Below are 17,820 nucleotides of genomic sequence, written 5' to 3'. Positions count from 1 at the left end.
AAATAGAAAAGTATTGGAAAGGAGCCATAAACATGAAAGCCGCAATACTGAAAGCAAAAAAACAACCACTGACCATTGAACAACTTCCAGATCCAACGCCAGGTGCTGGTGAAGTGGTCGTTCAAGTGCTCACGGTTCCAATTCTAGCCTATACCCACGAGGTCTTTTCTGGTGAAAGAGATTATCCCCTGTTACTCCCACTTGCTCCAGGGGTGGGCGCCATCGGACTGATAGAGAAGACGGGACCTGATGCTACGCGCCTGGTGCCCGGTCAACTCGTCTTCTGCGACCCAACCGTGCGCTCACGCGATGATGTCCTTTCACCAGACATCATGCTGCAAGGATGGATCGCCCCTACCGCGGGCGCGCAAAAGCTTCAATCGCACTTTCGCCATGGCTCGTTTGCCGAGCGCATGCTGCTACCGATGGAGAACGCCTATTCACTTGAACAGCTCCGTTCTTTCGATCCCGCCAAACTTGCATGGATAAATACAATGCTAGTTCCCTATGGTGGTCTGCTGGCTGCCGATTTACAGCCGGGACAAACCATACTGGTGAATGGCGCAACCGGCCACTTTGGTAGCGCGGGGATAGCCGTCGCTCTGGCGATGGGGGCCGCCCGCGTGATCGCACCGGGGCGCAACGAACAGATGCTCAACACACTGGTAAGCACCTTTGGTCCACGCGTTCGCCCCGTTCTGATTTCAGAACAAGAGGAAGATCTCAGCAAGCGTTTCCGAGAGACGGCCGATGGCCCAATTGACTGCCTGCTCGATATCCTGGGACCCATGCGCAGCACAACTTTGACGCGCAGCGGTATCATGGCTTTACGTCCCGGAGGAACAGCGGTCCTGATGGGAGGAATCGATATGCCAGTCGAAATTCCTTATAAATACATGATGCGCAACAACCTGGTGGTTCGTGGGCAATATATGCTTCCCAAGCATGCCCCCTTGCTGCTGGCGGCACTGATCGGCAGTGGACAGATCAACCTTGAACCATTTTCTGTGCAGACCTTTCCCCTTGAACAGGCCAACCAGGCCGTGGAATACGCACGTGACCATGGTGGCCCCTTCCAATTAACGGTGCTTACCCCTACTCAAAGGTAGAAAGAAAAAAGTAAGCGTAAGTTAACTCACAAATTGACATTCAAATAAATTTAAAGCACTGAATCACCAGGATTATGCATAATCCTGGTGATTCAGTGCTTCAGTTCATCTCTTTTCTCGCTTTAATTACGTATATTTATATAGCACTACAATTAGAACAGAAAGCTAAGATAATAGAAGGCATTTCTATTTAATAGCAGGAAAGATCCTATGAAAAATTCTCTATATACCAACGATAGCACGCATGTGACGCGCTGGCTTTATGCTATAGTGGTGATCTTTCTATTTACGCCCATAGTTGTTTCTGAAGTTGCAGCATTATTGCATAAACCATCACCCTTCCCAATCTGGGTAAATTATATATTTCAATGTATTAGCTGGTTCTGCTGGGGCATAGCATCTTTAATCGTAGTCATCTCACGTCATCGTCATGAACCGTACCCCTCCATCTATACGCAACCGAGGTTCTGGTTCGGCATAATCGGCTTTACAATAATTCCTGACGCGATTACGCTAGGTATGGAAGATAGCCATGTACTCTCTGAAGGGATAGTATCAGCTACAATCCTATTAGCTTCAATCATTGCTACCTTGTTTTGCCTTATAGCAGCACTGTACTTTCAGGTACGAGGGCAAAGAAAAGCAACTCATAAACAAAAGAATATCTAGAAGTGACCATGCACAAAACCTAAGCAGGCATTTTTTATGGGAAGGCAAGAGATGAAGAGAACCTCTTCCAATGATCTATTGACCTCAGCATAAGGTTCTAAAGTCGTCCATACTCAAACCGATAAAAGGAGGTATGAGCAAGAAAGAACAACATCCCAACGATTGGCGTGAATGGCGACGACTGCGCGCTTGGCAGCTGTATACGCAGGGCTGGAGACAAAAAGACATCGCCGTAGCCCTTGGAGTAACCGAAGGAGCGGTGAGTCAGTGGATGAGCCGAGCCAGGAAAGAGGGCTCGGAGTCCTTGCGACAACAACCGCCACCAGGTCCCCAGCCCAAACTGACCGAAGAACAGCGAGCCCAGTTGCCCGATCTGCTGGCCAAAGGGGCCGAGCACTATGGGTTCCGCGGCCAGGTATGGACCACAGCCCGCGTGGCAGTGCTTATCAGGCAGCACTTTGGGGTCAGCTATCATCCCGCCCATTGCAGTCGCCTCCTGCGGAGCCTCAAGCAGAGTGTCCAAAAACCGGAGGAACACGCCAGCCAACGCAATGAAGAGGCGATCAACGCCTGGACAGACGAACGGTGGCCCGCGCTTAAAAAAAAGCCGAGCAGGAACAGCGGCAGATCGTCTTTGTAGACGAGTCGGGCTTTTACCTGCTGCCGATGGCGGTGCGCACGTATGCTCCGGTGGGCCAGACACCAGTGTTGCGAGTGCCGCTGACACGCGATCATGTCTCGGCGATTGGGGCGATTACCCCGCAGGGACGTCTCTTTATGCAGACGCAATCTCATTCCTATAAAGGAGAGGATGTGGTTGGTTTTCTCAAGCACCTGCTTCGCCAGATTCCCGGGAAGTTGCTGGTGATCTGGGATGGATCGAGCATCCATCGCTGCCAAGCGGTCAAAGACTTCTTGGCGCAGGGAGGCGCAGCTCGCCTTCACCTGGAACGCTTGCCTGCCTATGCGCCTGAGTTCAATCCGCAGGAAGGGGTGTGGAATTTGCTCAAACGTCGTGAACTTAAGAATGTGTGTTGCAAGGATTCCACCGAGCTGAGTTATGCCTTGCTGCTGGCTCTTGCCCGCCTTCGGCATCGCAAGCAGACCTTGCGTCACTGTTTCGTTCATGCTGGCTACTCACTTTAGCTTTTTATGCTGAGATCAATAGAATCTGAAATAAAAAGCAATGGAGTCTTAAAACACCTATGCCACTCACTCCAATTATTGGCCTCATCGGCTCAAGACCAGTTGGACCATTTCCCTACTGATCGGGTCGTGCTGACCGATGAAATGGCACTGGACTTCGAGCACTGGACACTATGTCTTCCTACCTACTGGCAACCTTCGGAAACGCAAATGGATCATCTCAAAAGATTGGATGATTTCTTGAGTAAGTTGAGTGGTTCGCAACATAGTGATTTCTGGACGAATGAAGCGCTCATCTCTGATCCCAGATGGGAAGAGGTTCGCATATTAGCCAGAGCGGCGCTGCTGTCATTTGGATGGTCCATCGTGGTTCCCCCACCAGTCCGAATGGAGCTTTGACTTTGTATTCACATTTTTGTATAGTATACAGGTACATAGAATTCCTCAAGAAGGAGAGATTTATGCCTGATCATTGCTAAATGATTCCGACGCATATAACTGAAGAGCAACTCTGTTGCATTAAGCTGGCTATGGCGCAACAGATATTTTGTTCTACCCAGCAAAACGCGGAAGAATGTTAGCAACATCACGGTTCAGGTCAGATGCTCTCGCGATATATCATTATTCCTTCCTCTTTGATCTTGTTCCTAGGTTGACTTGCATTGTAGCGCTGCATGCCATAGAGGCGCTTGCATCTCCATGCGTTCGGAATCTCATCTACACACTCATGTTAAATCTATAAATCAGTAAGATTCGAACACGAGACAAAGTGAAGCGATGAAAGGGCCGGAAGCAAAGAGAGGGTGATGCCGATTTATTTCTGATCCTTCCTGCAATTGTGGAGCTTTTCTCGTGGAAAGTTTATCAGGAAAGGTTCTTTATGGTTGCGACCCAAACCCAGATCAGTCCTCGCATCAGTTCGTTACAACGCGCGCTTGAAGTCGGAGATCCAATGGCATTGGAGACATTCTGGCAAGAAATTATGCAGAGCGGTACTCCACTCATAGAAACCAGTGAGGGTGATGACAGGCATGCCCTGGTTACGTTTCTCTGGCGGGATAAAGGGGAGACACAAAATGTGGTAATCTGGGGCGGACCGGCCGGCCTGGATCATCCTCAGGACCACCAGATGACCCACCTGCCAGATACAGATCTCTGGTACAAGACATATCGGCTTCAGATGGATCTGCGTGGAGTCTATACCCTCTCTACCAATGATTCTCTGATAGATCAGGAAAACGGAGGTTTCGGCACCCGTTTCATCCCTGATCCGCTCAATCCGAAACGCTTTGTAGCGCATAAAGATGAGGAGAAACCTGATTCACAGGAGGTAGTCTTCTCCATTCTTGAACTGCCAGATGCTCCCGTCCAGACCTGGATCGTACCACACACGGACGGTGCGAAGGGCAAGATCCATACCCATCGCCTTCGCAGTCAGATCCTCAACAATGAACGACGCATCTGGGTCTATACGCCTGCCGACTATACAGAGAGAAATGAGCCGTACCGCCTCTTGCTCCTCTTTGATGGCTGGGAGTACATCGATCTTATTCCAACGCCGACCATTCTGGACAACCTTGTACGTGAAGGGAAGATTCCACCCCTGGTCACGGTTTTGATTGATAATCCGGATGGTGAGACACGCAATCGCGAGTTAACCTGCCATCAGCCGTTTGTCGATTTTCTCACCCAGGAGTTGATGCCGTGGGTTCATGAACACTATCATGTCAGCTCCGATCCCGCGCGGACAATTGTTGGTGGCTGTAGCTTTGGTGGATTGGCGGCTGCCTTCGCCGGATTACGCGCTCCCAGCACCTTTGGCAACGTGCTTGCGCAATCGGGTTCGTTCTGGTGGGATAAGGATCCCGAGGACGATATTCAGCAAGAGTGGATTATCCAGCAATTCATCGCCAGTCCGCCTTTACCCCTGCGCTTCTATCTGGAAGTCGGCCTGAAGGAGGATCTGGGATGGATCTACATGGTTGGCTGCAATCGGCATATGCGCGATGTATTGAAGCTCAAAGGTTATGAGGTGCATTATGCCGAGTTCAATGGCTATCACCACAATGTTTCTCATCGTGGTTCGTTGGCTAATGGATTGCTTGCATTGATAGGCAAGCAATAGGTTAGTCTAAACTATTGCTTGCATTGATAGGCAAGCAATAGGTTAGTCTAAACTGTCTATGCGAGGCGAGGAATTCTCGCTTCGCATAGACGGGCCTGGATCTTTAATTGCCAGAACACATATTACAGCACTGGCCAGTGATCAGCCACAGGCACCCATTCCTGTTCACCCGGCCAGGGTGGCATCGTGACGATAACACAGCTCAGGGGCGTTGAGCTGGTGTTGCGCACCTGGAAGTGCGTGCCAGCCGGAATGCTAAAGGAGACACCTGGCTGGATCTTTTCTTCGTACTGCACGCCGTTTTGCTGTAGCCATACCTCACCCTGCCCCTGCAGCACATACCATATTTCTTCCACCGTTCGATGCACACCCGCACGCGATACCTGGTTCGGTAAAAGTGTACAATGGACCATACTTCCTCTGCTCGTATTCGCGAGCAAGCGAATCTCCGTCATATCAGGGGCCTGTACATCCATATCTACAGGCAGGTGCTTGATCTGGGTCTGAATATCATTATCCATGCTCGTACCTCATTCCAGTGCTATATGAATTCACGAAGGCCCTGGGTTCTTTTTTGAGAAGTGCCTCATGAAAAACATAATTCTACTATCACCAATACATTGGCTATTCTATATGTTTGCTCCAGAGGATTTTGCCATCGTTCAACTGCAGCACCGATATCGTCTGGTTGTCTTGAGATAATAAATCTAGCAGTCCGCCATTAATTGAAGTCAGATGGCTCTGTATAACTTGCGACCAGAGCACAGTTCCATCTCTTTTATTAATCGCCTGTATCAGGCCCATCTCAGCTGAAGAGGAATGTAAAGAGGAAATATACAGGCCGCCCTGTATGGTCCAGACAGCCTGATTTGCGTCAAGAGCCTTTTTCCACATTATGCCCGTATCCACATTGATAGATTGCAATTCATTGCTCTCGGTCTGAATATATACCACATTATTCTGAATATTGATGAAATCCGCGATGCCAGTCTCAGGAAGTGGAGTATGTTCTTTCTTCCCCGTTTGCAGGTCGAAAACCTCCAGGGTATCGACCCCCTGAGTATATGCATAGAGATAATGGGCATCTGCATTCAGATCAACAGTATCATTAAATTGATGGGACCACACAACATGACCCTGTGGTTGAATTGCTAATACCTTGTTATTGTCTGTTTGTAGATAGAACGTCTTCTGTTTTACTGCAAATGGCAACACGGGGTTCGATGCAAATGGTTGTGTGGAGGATGCTTCATTGTTGTATGCCCAGAGACGAGTACCACTCCGCTCATCTATCGCATAATAGTATTGTTGCCTATAACCACAGGCATAGATAATACCATCATTAATTGCTAACGTCGTGTCAATATCGGCACTATGCCAGAGCAGGCGGCCATCTTTGACCGCATAAGTGGTTTGGTCGGCATCGGAAAGTAGAAGCATTCCATCCTGCTCAACAGCTGTGGATTTAGTGGGAAGCGAGGGGAGCTTATAGGTCCAGAGAACTTTCCCGGAGCGGGGGGCAAGCAGAGAAATCTGTCCATCAGCATGTATAGCATAGATATTGAACGCCTCACCATAAAGATTAACTGTCACTCCATAGCTCATACTGGAGGTGGGAGATTGGGAGGTGCGCCAGAGCAGGGTGCCGGTCCGCGTGTCATAAGCAGTGACATTGGTATTCTTCTGGGTCAGGCTCGATACCTGGTCGTCATTTTGTGGCCGTTCCAGTACAAATGTCACGTTATCACTGCCAGTCATGGCAGTATATAAGGGTTGACCAGCTGGCGCGGTTGGAGTTGAAGCCACAGATGTTATCAGTGATGATACTTCCGGGAAGAGGAGAACAGCGATCACCACACATGCTGCGATAATCGCCAGCGTAAACCAGAGACGTGCACGGCGCGCCAGAGCAGCAAACAGTGGCTTCAGCTTTGATGGCCTGACAGGATGATTACCTGCCTCGCTCGTCTCTTCAGCATCAATATCGGTAATCTCTAATTCGCCATGCGTATAATCATCTTGATTTCCATCGGGTCTAGCATCCATTCAATCTCTCCATTACGTTGCAAGATATCATTGCAGGTCATCAACCTCTAGCATCAAGACATCATCTATTCTATCTGTTTGCTCCACAGGACTTTACCATCGCTTAATCGCAACACAGAAAGGGTATAGTCATCAGAGGCATACAGATCTAACACGCTGGCATCAATCGTCATTATGTTGCCCTTTATGGTACCAGACCAGAGCACGGTACCATCTCGCTCACTAATTGCCTGCACAGAAGCTGTATTGTTGAAAATGGGAACATACAGAACACCATCAGCGGCCCGGGTTGCTGGACTTACAGCGAGGGTCTTTTGCCAGACGACGTTCCCTGTATCCGCATTGATAGCTTTCAGTCCTTCATCAGTCTGAATGTATAACAGATTTCCCTGAATGTCTTTGATGCTTACAACACCTGTCGCAGGGAGAGGTGTGCGCTCTTGCCTGCCCGTTTGTAGATTCAGAACCTCAAGTGTCTCGGCCGATTGATCGACAACATAGAGATGATGAGTATCTGATTTCAGGGTAACAGAGCTATGAAATTGACGGGACCACAACACATGGCCTTCTTGAATAGCCAGCACTTTATTGTTGATCGCTTGCACATAGCATGTCTTATTTTCGATCACCGGCAGTGAAAAGGACTGAAAAGAAGGTTGTTGCGCTGCAGGTGGCATTGTATAGGTCCAGAGAGAGGTACCGCTGTTCTCATCGATGGCCGCATAACGCTGGTGCGCCATATCATAGAAATATATAATCCCATTATCAATCGTCAACATCGTTCCCAATTGACCATTACGCCATACTATGCCTCCATCTTTAAAAGCATACACGGCTTGATCGGACGTTTGCAAATAAAGCACCCCATCTTGCTCAATAGCCATGGGCTCAGGCATAGTAGAGGGCAATTGATAGCTCCAGAGGGTTTTACCGCTACGAGGGTCGAGCAGAGAAATCAGGCCATCCGCACGTAGCGCATAAATATGCTCTCCCTGACCCTTGAGGTTGGTCGCCAGCCCATACGTGGTCCTGGATAATTGGTGCTGTGGCGTGTGCCAGAGAAGCGCACCACTATGCGTATCATAAACAGTGATGCCAACGTTATCCAGAGGACGCGACGACTGATCTCCATTTTCGATCTGCCCCAATACAAAGGTAACATTATCATTGCCAGAAACCGTAACAAACGAATAAGGGGGAGCCATAGGCGTAATCGCCGGTGGCGCAGAGTCCACCGGATGGATAAAAGAGGCGGCATCGGGAAAGAGCAAGCTAGCAAATACGAGACAGCCCACCACAATCGCGAGCATAAACAAGATACGCGCATGGCGCACAGTAAAAGCGAGCAATGGCTCAAGCCTCGATGATTTGCTAGATCGACCATTCATCTCGCCAGAATCATCCGTATCTATATCAGTAATCTCTAATTCAAAGTCCGGTTGATCACGCTGAAGTGGATCGGGTCCAGAGTCCATCCTATTTCTCTCCCATAAACAGCACACGGTAGATCAGCCAGGGTAGCCGATCTGAACCAGAAAGCATATTCATTATACACTGTTAGCGCTGGTTTATGGTGATTCAACAGCGATCAAGCATAGTGCAGCCACGCCGTAGAATGTGTCTGGCTCTCACGATCATCGCTCTGAGCATGCTTACGTTTTCGCACCTGCGGTACTCAGGAATCCATTGTGTGTTGGTGCATCGGGTGCGCGGATGCGCACCCGATGCACCAACACACAAAACCGGTGCAACCGCGCAGCGGGCGCCCATGCGGGGGCGCTCACATGCCCCCATGGTGGCGGAAGTCAGACACGCTCTAGAAAAGAAATGCATCACACAGAGGAAATGCGGCGGGCGGCTTCATTGTTTTGAAGCCGCCCGCCGCATTTCCTCTATTTACAAGACTGATAGATGCATGCCTGGCCGGTGTGCTAAGCGGTTGGTGAGATGCGGAAGGCAAAGGCATGTTCGCATGGCTTCTGCTCTGGAAGGCTGATAACCAGGCCCGCGGCCTCGCGCCTCCACTGCAGTTCCTCGGGATAGCCCAGCAGTTCGACTTTCCCAATCTGATGTTGGAACAGGGTGGCATCGCTGGCCAGGGATTTAATGGTCACAGTGCCATCAGCTGGCCACGCCAGGGCGATTGCATACAGCGTTTCGCCATGGGTGGTAAAGCGAATATCCTGACTGGTAAAGGCCGCGCGCTTCGTGTCGTTAAAGCTGCCGCCAACAACCTGCGTGGGGCCCTCGCCAAAGGTCTTCCATGGCCGCGTTCCATAGATCGCTTCGCCATTGATCTTGAGCCAGCGACCGATATTCAGCAACAGTTCCACCTCTGGCTCAGGAATGGTGCCATCGGGTCTGGGACCGATATTGAGCAGGAGCGCCCCATTTTTGCTGACGATATCTACCAGGTCCCCGACCAGTTCAGTCGCGGTCTTATACTCCTGGTTCTCCGTATAGCCCCAGGAATTCTTGGCGACGGCCGTATCCGTCTGCCAGAACGGATAGCGGATATCGGTGAGCTGGCCGCGCTCGATATCGAAGACGGCGCTACCGGCGGGAAAAGCGTCATGCTTGTAGTTGATGGCCACTCCACGCGCCCACTGCGCGCCACGATTATAATAGTAGGCGGCGAAGCGCTGTAGATAACGGCGGAAGGCTGGCTCCTCAATCCACCAATCAAACCAGACCAGCTGCGGCTGATATTTATCCACCAGTTCACAGGTTCGCGCCAGCCAGTCGTCAAGAAACACCTCGTTGGGCTGCATCGTCTTGGGCTGGGCGGGTCCGTAGAGGCCAATATAGCGAGGATCCTGTACATCCGAATCAAACACCATGCCACCTTCGTAAAACCACCAGTGCTCGGCCCGGTGGCTGGAAAGGCCAAAGACCAGCCATTGCTTGCGCACAGCCTCCGCCAGTTCGCCAATCAGGTCACGCCTGGGACCCATTTTGGCGGCGGTCCACTCCGAAAAGGCGCTATCGTACATTGCGAAGCCATCATGGTGCTCGGCGACAGGAACAACAAACTGGGCGCCCGCCTGGCGGAAAATATTGGCCCAGGCATCGGCATCGAACTTTTCGGCCTTGAACAGGGGGATAAAGTCTTTATAGCCAAACTGCGCCTGCGAACCATAGGTCTCCACGTGGTGCTTGAACTCGCGGCTATCCTGCAGATACATGTTACGTGGATACCACTCATTCCCAAAGCCAGGAACCGAATAGACCCCCCAGTGAATAAAGATACCGAACTTGGCATCCTCGTACCAGGCGGGTACCGTATATCCTTTGAGCGATTCCCAATCAGCCTCAAATGGTCCAGCGGCAATCGTCTGTCGAATGCGTTGTGTCTCTTCCATCATACTCATGCGTAAACCTCCCTATGAACACGAAAGAACGGGCGCCATTAAAACGCTTTCTCGGCCATGGTAAAGGTGCTAATTGAACGTACATAGATTCGGAGCTCTAGCAGGTTGTTTCAACCGCCACAAAGGCGATGATAGCAGCCGTTGCTGCAAAATCTGAGAAAACGTTTTCTCAGATTACAATTTTATTAGCATACAAAGTGCGTATCTGTCAAGGGGCATACAAAATCAACAGGAACTTCTCAAGGAAAGTTTGCAGATTCCGAAGGCTAACACTCAGATGATGCTTTCTGGAGTTGCTCGCCTCGCGCATCCTTCTTGCGGCTGACTCTGGCCTGGCGAGTCGGTGATTGCGATGAACGGTCGGAAGTATGAACACGTGGACGAGAAGAGTCGCGAACCACAAGCTGATGCTGGAGAATAATTTCTTGTCGAGGGGCATCAGGTTTTTGTAAGCGTTGGAGCAGCCTGCTGGCGGCGGTGCTCCCGATGTCGTAAGCCGATTGAATCACAGTGGTAATCGAGACCAGTTCGGGTACCGACCAGTAAAGCTCATCAAAGCCGACCAGCCCGATATCAGCGGGAATGTGCTTTTGCCGGGCATGGATGGCGCGCAATGCGCCCATTGTCAGACGGTTATTAGCGGTGAAAATAGCATCGACCGGCGGGTCAAGGTCCAACAACTTGTTTGTCAGGTGGATACCCGCATCGGGCGCGATCATCGATCCCCGCTGCTCCAGTACGGCTTCCCGTGGAATGCCCGCTTCCTGCAGAGCCTGGCGATAGCCCAGCACACGTTCATTGGCATTCGTTACGGATTTGGGACCGCCAATCATGCCGATGCGGCGATAGCCATTCGCGATCAAGTGGGCGACCGCCTCGCGCGCGGCGGCGGCGTTGTCGATCAAGACACAATCAGTGGAGCGATCATCGAACTGGCGATCCACAGCTACCACCGGGATATTACGATCTTTCAGATCGCCTAAGACCGCGATGCGGCCCTGGGTAGGTACAATAATCACGCCAGCCACAGGTTCGGCCGCCAGCACCTCGAGGTATTGGGCCTCCTTATGAGCGTCTTCAAGTGTATTGCAAACGATCAGTAAATAGCCTTGCTGCTGCAATACCTCCTCCACACCACGAATCAGATCGAGAAAAAAAGGATTCTGCATGTCTGTAACCAGCAAACCAACCAGCACAGAACTTCTTCCAGCCAGGATGCGCGCGGCCCGACTCGGCTGATACTTCAGATGGATCGCCGCCGCATGAACACGTTCCGCCAATGCTGGATCAACGGTTGACACACCATTCAAAACTCGAGAAACGGTAGCAATCGATACGCCGGCTTTTCTCGCCACATCGTGAATGGTAATTGCCTTTGGCTCATGGAACTCTTCCGCCCTACTGCGATCTGTCATAACTAGCCTCTACATCTGCCGGAATTTTTTTCTCGCCTGGCCGATTTTCAATGATGAAAAAAACCTGTTTCTCAAAAGGAATCGATACAATCCGAGAAAAACAGTTTTCAACTTCTTGGCAAGCATTATAAGCTGATTTTTTTACGATAGCAAGAGCTTTTTCGTGTGCTCTGTATGGCATCCTCTCAAGCAAGCTCCAGTGTTTTTAACTGTCCAAAAAAATATAGTAAGCGCTTTCTTGAAAAGCGTTATACATATCATAACATACCCTTTTTCACACGCAATTCCCCCGTCATGCGGTTGGATTGAATTGTACTGATGACATGCGCCAGGTGATCAGCTAATTTCCCTTGCTGTTGTGACATGTCTTTCTCCATTACGGCATAAATACATTTGTAGCTTTCCAGCGGATAGAAGCATCTGTCTGTTGAAGCAGCGCACAGGCAATTATTTCAGGAAAAGAGCTACCTGCCAGGATAGCGCTACCCGGCAGAACGTGCTTGAAATAGATGCCGTTTTCAAAGCCTAAGGAACGGCCATTCCTCCTCTGCTTAAAAGGCAGGGGCATCCTGGCCCGTCTTGGTGATAAAATAAAGCAAAAACAAAGGAAAAGCAGGTGGTTCCATGGAAAATTTTGATGAACTAGACAACCAGGTGCTGGCGAAGTTGATGAAAATAAAGAAGAAGCGTGACGCAAATCTGCGTTTCCGGGCAGAACAAAAAGAGCGGCTCGAAAAGACGCTCAATGATCCCCTGCTCTCACCGATTGCTAAAAATAATATTGAAAGGCAGTTGCGCGAACTGATTACCCCGAACGATTAACAGACGCCCCAGGTCATCATCATCCAGGTCATCGAGTAGCATTTCTCTTTGTGATGAGCTGGTCAGGGCATCCGTTAGCTGTGGGCCAGCTCATTAATCGATATATACTAGAATACTTACCTCGATTGATAACAGAGTATTCCAGATCTCTTATATTTAGAGAATATAACCAGTCCTGTAAAAAATAGTCTCTTAACAGCTGCATCAGAACCTGCTAGACATAAATGTATTGTAAAATATGAAGGATATAGGTATAATAACCCTACCATATTTTGCAGCCTATCCTTCAGTCAACACAGCACAGGTACATAGATACTTTTTGGTTAGCGCTCTGTTGTGCACTGAAAATCAGAACTCATTGACGAGTAGAGCGGTGTACTTATGCCTCAACAGCGAGAAACAACAACCAATAATCTGGCAGATATAATTCAGCTCATTCAGGTTGCACACCGAAGTGGTACACTAACGGTCGAACGCGGTGAAGGAGCGGCCTTTGAAGAGGGCACAATTATATTTATAAATGGGCAAATTACGGGTGCACAGATCGGCCCCTACACAGGTACTCCGGCATTGAGCAGGTTTGCCACCTGGACTGTTTGTCGTTTTTCCTTTCTGGTCTCAAGTAATCCACCTGTGCCATCCAACCCGCCAGCTTCCAATGGCCATTCAAGCGGTTCACTCCCTCCAGTGCGCTCTAACGGCATGAGTCAACCATCTTCCTCGCTCACCAACCCGGGAATGCAGAGATTGCCCCAGGGTACAAACCCACAGGCACCCATCGCTTTACAAAAACCCTATCGCATTCCCACGAGTGGAAATGTGCTGGGATATATGGAACAATTAGGACTGACACGCGAACATCGACGTCTGTATATGCTCATCGATGGTCAACGTACCACACATGAATTGTTCGCGCTGATGGGTAAAAATCCGGAAAAAATATTGGAGCTCTTGAGAGATCTGGAACGATCAAGACTGATTATGCTGCACAGTTAAAACACAGAGCCATCTACAGCGGCTCTGTGTTTTAACTGTGTATCAGCGCCAGGTTTGCCGAAAAATACGGAGCCAGTTTTCAGAAGCAATGAGACGCAGGGAGTGCTCATCATAACCACGCGCTGTCAGCGCGGCATAAAGTCTGGGCAAACAGGAGATATCACGCAGGTCACCGGGCATGGTCGCGCCATCGTAATCGGTGCCGATCGCGACCCCTTCAATCCCTACATGCTCTACCAGGTAGTCGATATGGCGGATAAGATCCTCGATCGGTGTATCAACGTTGCCCTTTCCATCCGTACGCACATCATAGACATTGAAATTGATACCAACCAGGCCATGGGATGCCTTGATCGCGTCCAGTTGTCTGTCAGTGAGATTGCGTGCTGAGGGACAAAGGGCATAGGCATTGGAGTGCGTCGCGACCAGCGGTGCCTGTGAGAGGCGAGCGACATCCCAGAATCCCTGCTCATTGAGATGCGAAAGATCCAGCATGATACCCAGCTGGTTACAGGCTTTTACCAGGGCTTTACCAGCATCGGTCAGGCCGGGACCCGTATCGGGCGACTGGCCAACGACCAGAGGCACACCATAGCCAAAGATATTGGGACGGCTCCAGACCGGTCCTAAAGAGCGCAGACCGGCCTGGTAGAGCACGTCCAATGTGACCAGTTGCGGATCAATCATCTCGGCGCCCTCAATATGCATGATGGCCGCCATAATCCCTTGCTGCAGACAGATCTCAAGGTCTGAGACGGTACGCACAATCATTAAACGACCCTGCGAACCGGCCTCCAGACGAGAGAGCAAAGAGATGATCTGCCAGCTCGCCTGCTGGGCGTACTCATAGTGAATGGATGGTCTGATATAGCTCTCGTACCAGCGCTCCGGCGACACGTTGGATGCCGCCGATGGCCGTTCACCATCGGCGGCTTTGGGTGCGGGCACATAGACAGCAAAGAAGGCCCCGGCCATGCCTCCCTCCTGCGCGCGCGGATAATCGATATGACCATCCTGCCCGCGCGAAAAAAAGGTCTGGACAAAGGGAAGCTCGCTGGCTGGCATGGTCAACGCTGGCTGCGGCAGCGGTTCCATCTCATAAAAACGTAGCAACGTATCCATATGCCCGATCAGGGTTGGATGGATGGATGTATCATCTACCATACTATTTTCTTTCTACGTCAGGAGTTGAAGCAGAGTTAAGACAGACGAATCACCTCTATCTCTCGCCACAACTCATCAGGGATAACGGTCTGGGCCAGCTTTACGGTCTCATCCAGGCGCTCGGGACGTGTCATGCCGATTACCGTTGAATGGATACGCGGATCGCGCAGGGAGAACTGCAACGCCACCGCCGCCAGTGGAATATTATAGCGCTGACAGGCATCTTCAAACTTTATGGCCTTCTCTACGTACTCTTTAGGCGCTTCACCATATTCATAGCGCGCATAGGCGCGTGGTCCCTTCGCCAGCATACCACTCCCATAAGGAGCCGCGTTCACCGCCCCAACCCCATGCCGCTGGCAGACATCCCAGAATGGATCGGCCTCGGTATTGAGCAGGGTGTAACGATTATGTGAGATGGCCGCCTCAAAAATGTCGGTCTCAACGAAGCGTGTCATCAGATCGATTGGGCCACCGGCTACGCCCAGGTGCTCAATCAGTCCCTCTTCTTTACAGCGCTGCAGCACCTCGACGGGTCCGTTGGGCGCCATAGCAGCTTCGAACGTTGTATGCTCGGGATCGTGCAGATAGAGCAGCGGCAAACGGTCCAAACCCAGCAGGCGCAGGCTGCGCTCGACGCTTCTACGCATCTGATCGCCACTAAAATCGCCCGTCTTGAGATCACGATCAGCCTTGGAGGCCAGCACATAGCCAGCTGGCACACCGCCCAGTTCTTTTAGTACCACTCCGATCCGGCGCTCGCTCTCACCATCACCATAGGATGCCGCCGTATCCACAAACGTAATCGGGCTCTTAAAAATGGCGCGAATCGTCTCCAGGGCACGCTCTTCAGGCACCGAATAGGCGAACGTATCGGGCATATCACCCAGTGGAGCGCACCCTACGCATAACGCGGGCACCTGTAAACCTGTCTTCCCCAACGTACGCAGAGGCAGGATAGGGTTCGACTGAGAATATGACATAAAGCACTCCTTCTGCACATGCAACGTTCTGTCTCAGAGGTGTATGATATCATTATTCATAACAAAAACTTCTTGTTAACAGTATCGCACATATCCAATCAAGCATGCAGATCAATTTTAGGCGTTGATGGCACGTGTTCGTTCAATGAACACGTGCCATCAACGCCTAAAAGGTATGTCTCACTGCTTGATGCATATTGTGATTTGGCAGTCGATTTATCCGAACTCTTGACGGTTATCCTGTCCAGCACTTGGCTCTACAGGCCAGTTGAGACTTATATCCAAAATTTTTATTGTTCAGCTTTTGACGCATAAACATGACTGTGGCACAATTTTTGACAGAATTACTCTGTCCATTGGTCCATCAGCGCGAAAATGCACCGTCCTGTTTGTTTCTGGATGGGCTATGAGGACAGCAATTCGTCAAAACCGGACAGGATATAGATCAAAATCGCGAAAAGGCCACATTTGGTCCGAGCCTCAATATGTGACAGAATGGTTTCATTTCGCATCAGCGACTGTAGCGCTACTGTCTCAAACAGCTTATCAGGCCAATGGACCACTTTGCTGTTTTGACCCATAAGATGCCCGTGCTGTCATTAACCGATAAAGTGTCCATCGGGGACAAAGAGATTGTCAAACCACACACTCACATTTGGGCTAGCATCTGTCCTCCGCCAGGCCCAGATCGTTGGAAGAGACGCAGTTTTTTTGGAATGAAGAAGGGTTGCACAAGGGCGCAAGAGGAATGTGGCTGAGGCGCGAGCACGGCTGTATTGAGTATCAAGGGTGTTAGACACAGTGCATGAGGGAGAGTAGACACCTCGTCTTATGATACTTGACAGAGGTGCGTCGTCGAAATGAGCAAAAACAGTGAGATGAAAAGCGTCTAAAGCATCTGTAGAAGCCAAAAGGCACGTCCTTTTTTTGCTCAAATTGACTGCGCTCCCCTGTCAACACTCATATGGCGGAGTGTCGGAAAGTATTGTATCGTTTGCTACTGGTCTGTGAACACCAGGCCACCGTAGACTCATCTCGTAAGATGATATGGCTCGACGGGCGAAAGTCGCCTGTTTGCCACGACAGGAGGAACAATGAACCAAACCAGGATAGGACTTCAGGCCACTCTCAACGGAGATCTGACGAAGACCGCACACGTCGCGGTGCCGGTGTCGGTCGAGGAGCTGGCTCGCGACGCTGCTGCCTGCGTAGCAGCAGGGGCGCGTGCGATCCACCTCCACCCTCGTGATGCCAAGGGACGCGAACGGCTGAATGCGGAGATCGTTGACGCGGTCGTCATGACAGTCCGCAACGCGTGCGGGGTCCCAGTTGGTGTGTCAACCGGCGCCTGGATCGAACCCGATCTCGTACGCCGACTCGACTTGGTGCGAGCCTGGCGCGCCCCCGATTACGCGTCGGTTAATGTGTCTGAACCAGGCTCGCTGGAGGTCATGATGGCACTGATCCAGGCGGGGGTTGGCATCGAGGCTGGTGTCTGGACCGTCGAGGACGCCGAGCAGCTGGCCGCGTCTGGCTTGGGCGGACAGGTCACCCGCATCCTGGTTGAGCCGGTCGCGGTCAGCGTCGCCAACGCGCTCGGCTTGGTCGAAGACATTCACAGAACGCTGGACAGGCTCGGCCTGACGGCACCACGCCTGCAGCACGGTGATGGCGAGGCTACCTGGGTGCTGCTCACCGATGCGATCCATCGCGGTCTGGACACGCGGATCGGGCTTGAAGACACGCTCTACGAGCCCAGCGGCGAGCGCACGACGGGCAACGCGTCACTCGTGCGCGCCGCCCGTGAGTTAGGTGCCGGCACTGCATAGAACCCGTCCCACAGAGCGACCGTGCGAAGGTTCCCGTTACACTGGCTGAGATTGAGGGAAAGGCAGTTTTCTCTCAATCTGGACCACTCATGAAATTGACCCATATCATATCCACCTTTTTTTGACCCATATTGTGTCCGAGGCA

Annotated in this window: 14 protein-coding genes; 7 read left to right on the top strand and 7 right to left on the bottom strand. The window is 51.0% G+C overall.

Translation table 11 applies throughout. The annotated features are described in order from the left end of the window. Positions 1 to 32 precede the first annotated feature (32 nt). From KTT_RS33310 to fes, 4 genes are all read left to right on the top strand, one after another. Positions 33 to 1,109, top strand: a complete 1,077-nt coding sequence (locus KTT_RS33310) for a quinone oxidoreductase family protein (RefSeq protein WP_126602147.1) — start codon at positions 33 to 35, stop codon at positions 1,107 to 1,109. An 802-nt stretch (positions 1,110 to 1,911) separates the two neighbouring features. Further along, positions 1,912 to 2,418 carry a winged helix-turn-helix domain-containing protein gene (locus KTT_RS37315; RefSeq protein ID WP_235845550.1) on the top strand — a complete coding sequence of 169 codons (507 nt, stop codon included), beginning with the start codon at positions 1,912 to 1,914 and terminating at the stop codon, positions 2,416 to 2,418. Further along, positions 2,406 to 2,924: an IS630 family transposase gene (locus tag KTT_RS37310; protein WP_307720656.1), complete on the top strand. Its 519-nt coding sequence runs from the start codon at positions 2,406 to 2,408 to the stop codon at positions 2,922 to 2,924. Before KTT_RS37315 ends, KTT_RS37310 begins: the two co-directional genes overlap by 13 nt. An 880-nt stretch (positions 2,925 to 3,804) precedes the next feature. Continuing rightward, positions 3,805 to 5,049, top strand: a complete 1,245-nt coding sequence (gene fes, locus KTT_RS33300; protein ID WP_126602145.1) for an enterochelin esterase — start codon at positions 3,805 to 3,807, stop codon at positions 5,047 to 5,049. A gap of 122 nt (positions 5,050 to 5,171) precedes the next feature. Here the strand turns inward: fes and KTT_RS33295 are convergent, their stop codons facing one another. The 5 genes from KTT_RS33295 to KTT_RS33275 form a co-directional block, all read right to left on the bottom strand. Then, positions 5,172 to 5,570 (bottom strand): cupin domain-containing protein, encoded by a 399-nt coding sequence (locus KTT_RS33295; protein ID WP_126602144.1) that lies wholly within the window; start codon positions 5,568 to 5,570, stop codon positions 5,172 to 5,174. 103 nt (positions 5,571 to 5,673) lie between these two features. Beyond that, positions 5,674 to 7,095 (bottom strand): PQQ-binding-like beta-propeller repeat protein, encoded by a 1,422-nt coding sequence (locus tag KTT_RS33290; RefSeq protein WP_126602142.1) that lies wholly within the window; start codon positions 7,093 to 7,095, stop codon positions 5,674 to 5,676. A 65-nt stretch (positions 7,096 to 7,160) separates the two neighbouring features. Continuing rightward, on the bottom strand, positions 7,161 to 8,570 hold the full coding sequence (locus KTT_RS33285) for an outer membrane protein assembly factor BamB family protein (protein WP_126602139.1): 1,410 nt from the start codon (positions 8,568 to 8,570) through the stop codon (positions 7,161 to 7,163). Between the two features lie 456 nt (positions 8,571 to 9,026). After that, on the bottom strand, positions 9,027 to 10,466 hold the full coding sequence (locus KTT_RS33280) for an alpha-L-fucosidase (RefSeq protein WP_162511828.1): 1,440 nt from the start codon (positions 10,464 to 10,466) through the stop codon (positions 9,027 to 9,029). A 266-nt stretch (positions 10,467 to 10,732) separates the two neighbouring features. After that, a complete protein-coding gene (locus KTT_RS33275; protein WP_126602137.1) occupies positions 10,733 to 11,881 on the bottom strand; it encodes a LacI family DNA-binding transcriptional regulator in 1,149 nt (382 codons plus the stop codon). Between the two features lie 624 nt (positions 11,882 to 12,505). On the opposite strand from KTT_RS33275, the gene KTT_RS33270 reads away from it, so the two are divergent. Together KTT_RS33270 and KTT_RS33265 are read left to right on the top strand one after the other, a co-directional pair. Further along, the gene (locus tag KTT_RS33270) at positions 12,506 to 12,703 is read left to right on the top strand and encodes a hypothetical protein (protein WP_126602135.1); all 198 of its coding nucleotides are present in this window, start codon (positions 12,506 to 12,508) and stop codon (positions 12,701 to 12,703) included. 381 nt (positions 12,704 to 13,084) lie between these two features. Next, entirely contained in the window at positions 13,085 to 13,699 is a 615-nt protein-coding gene (locus tag KTT_RS33265) for a DUF4388 domain-containing protein (protein WP_126602133.1), read from the top strand. A 42-nt stretch (positions 13,700 to 13,741) separates the two neighbouring features. Here the strand turns inward: KTT_RS33265 and KTT_RS33260 are convergent, their stop codons facing one another. Further along, the gene (locus KTT_RS33260) at positions 13,742 to 14,863 is read right to left on the bottom strand and encodes a dipeptidase (RefSeq protein ID WP_126602131.1); all 1,122 of its coding nucleotides are present in this window, start codon (positions 14,861 to 14,863) and stop codon (positions 13,742 to 13,744) included. 35 nt (positions 14,864 to 14,898) lie between these two features. Further along, complete coding sequence (locus KTT_RS33255) at positions 14,899 to 15,846, bottom strand: aldo/keto reductase (RefSeq protein ID WP_126602129.1); 948 nt, start codon at positions 15,844 to 15,846, stop codon at positions 14,899 to 14,901. A gap of 1,094 nt (positions 15,847 to 16,940) precedes the next feature. Between KTT_RS33255 and KTT_RS33250 the strand changes: the two genes are divergently transcribed. Then, positions 16,941 to 17,675, top strand: coding sequence for a 3-keto-5-aminohexanoate cleavage protein (locus KTT_RS33250; RefSeq protein ID WP_126602127.1), 735 nt, complete (start codon positions 16,941 to 16,943; stop codon positions 17,673 to 17,675). Positions 17,676 to 17,820: the final 145 nt, after the last annotated feature.

This window comes from Dictyobacter aurantiacus (assembly GCF_003967515.1).
GTDB classification, from domain to species: Bacteria; Chloroflexota; Ktedonobacteria; order Ktedonobacterales; family Ktedonobacteraceae; genus Dictyobacter; species Dictyobacter aurantiacus.
The sequence above is the reverse complement of the archived record's forward strand: the minus strand, read 5'-3'. Positions and strand labels throughout refer to the sequence as shown.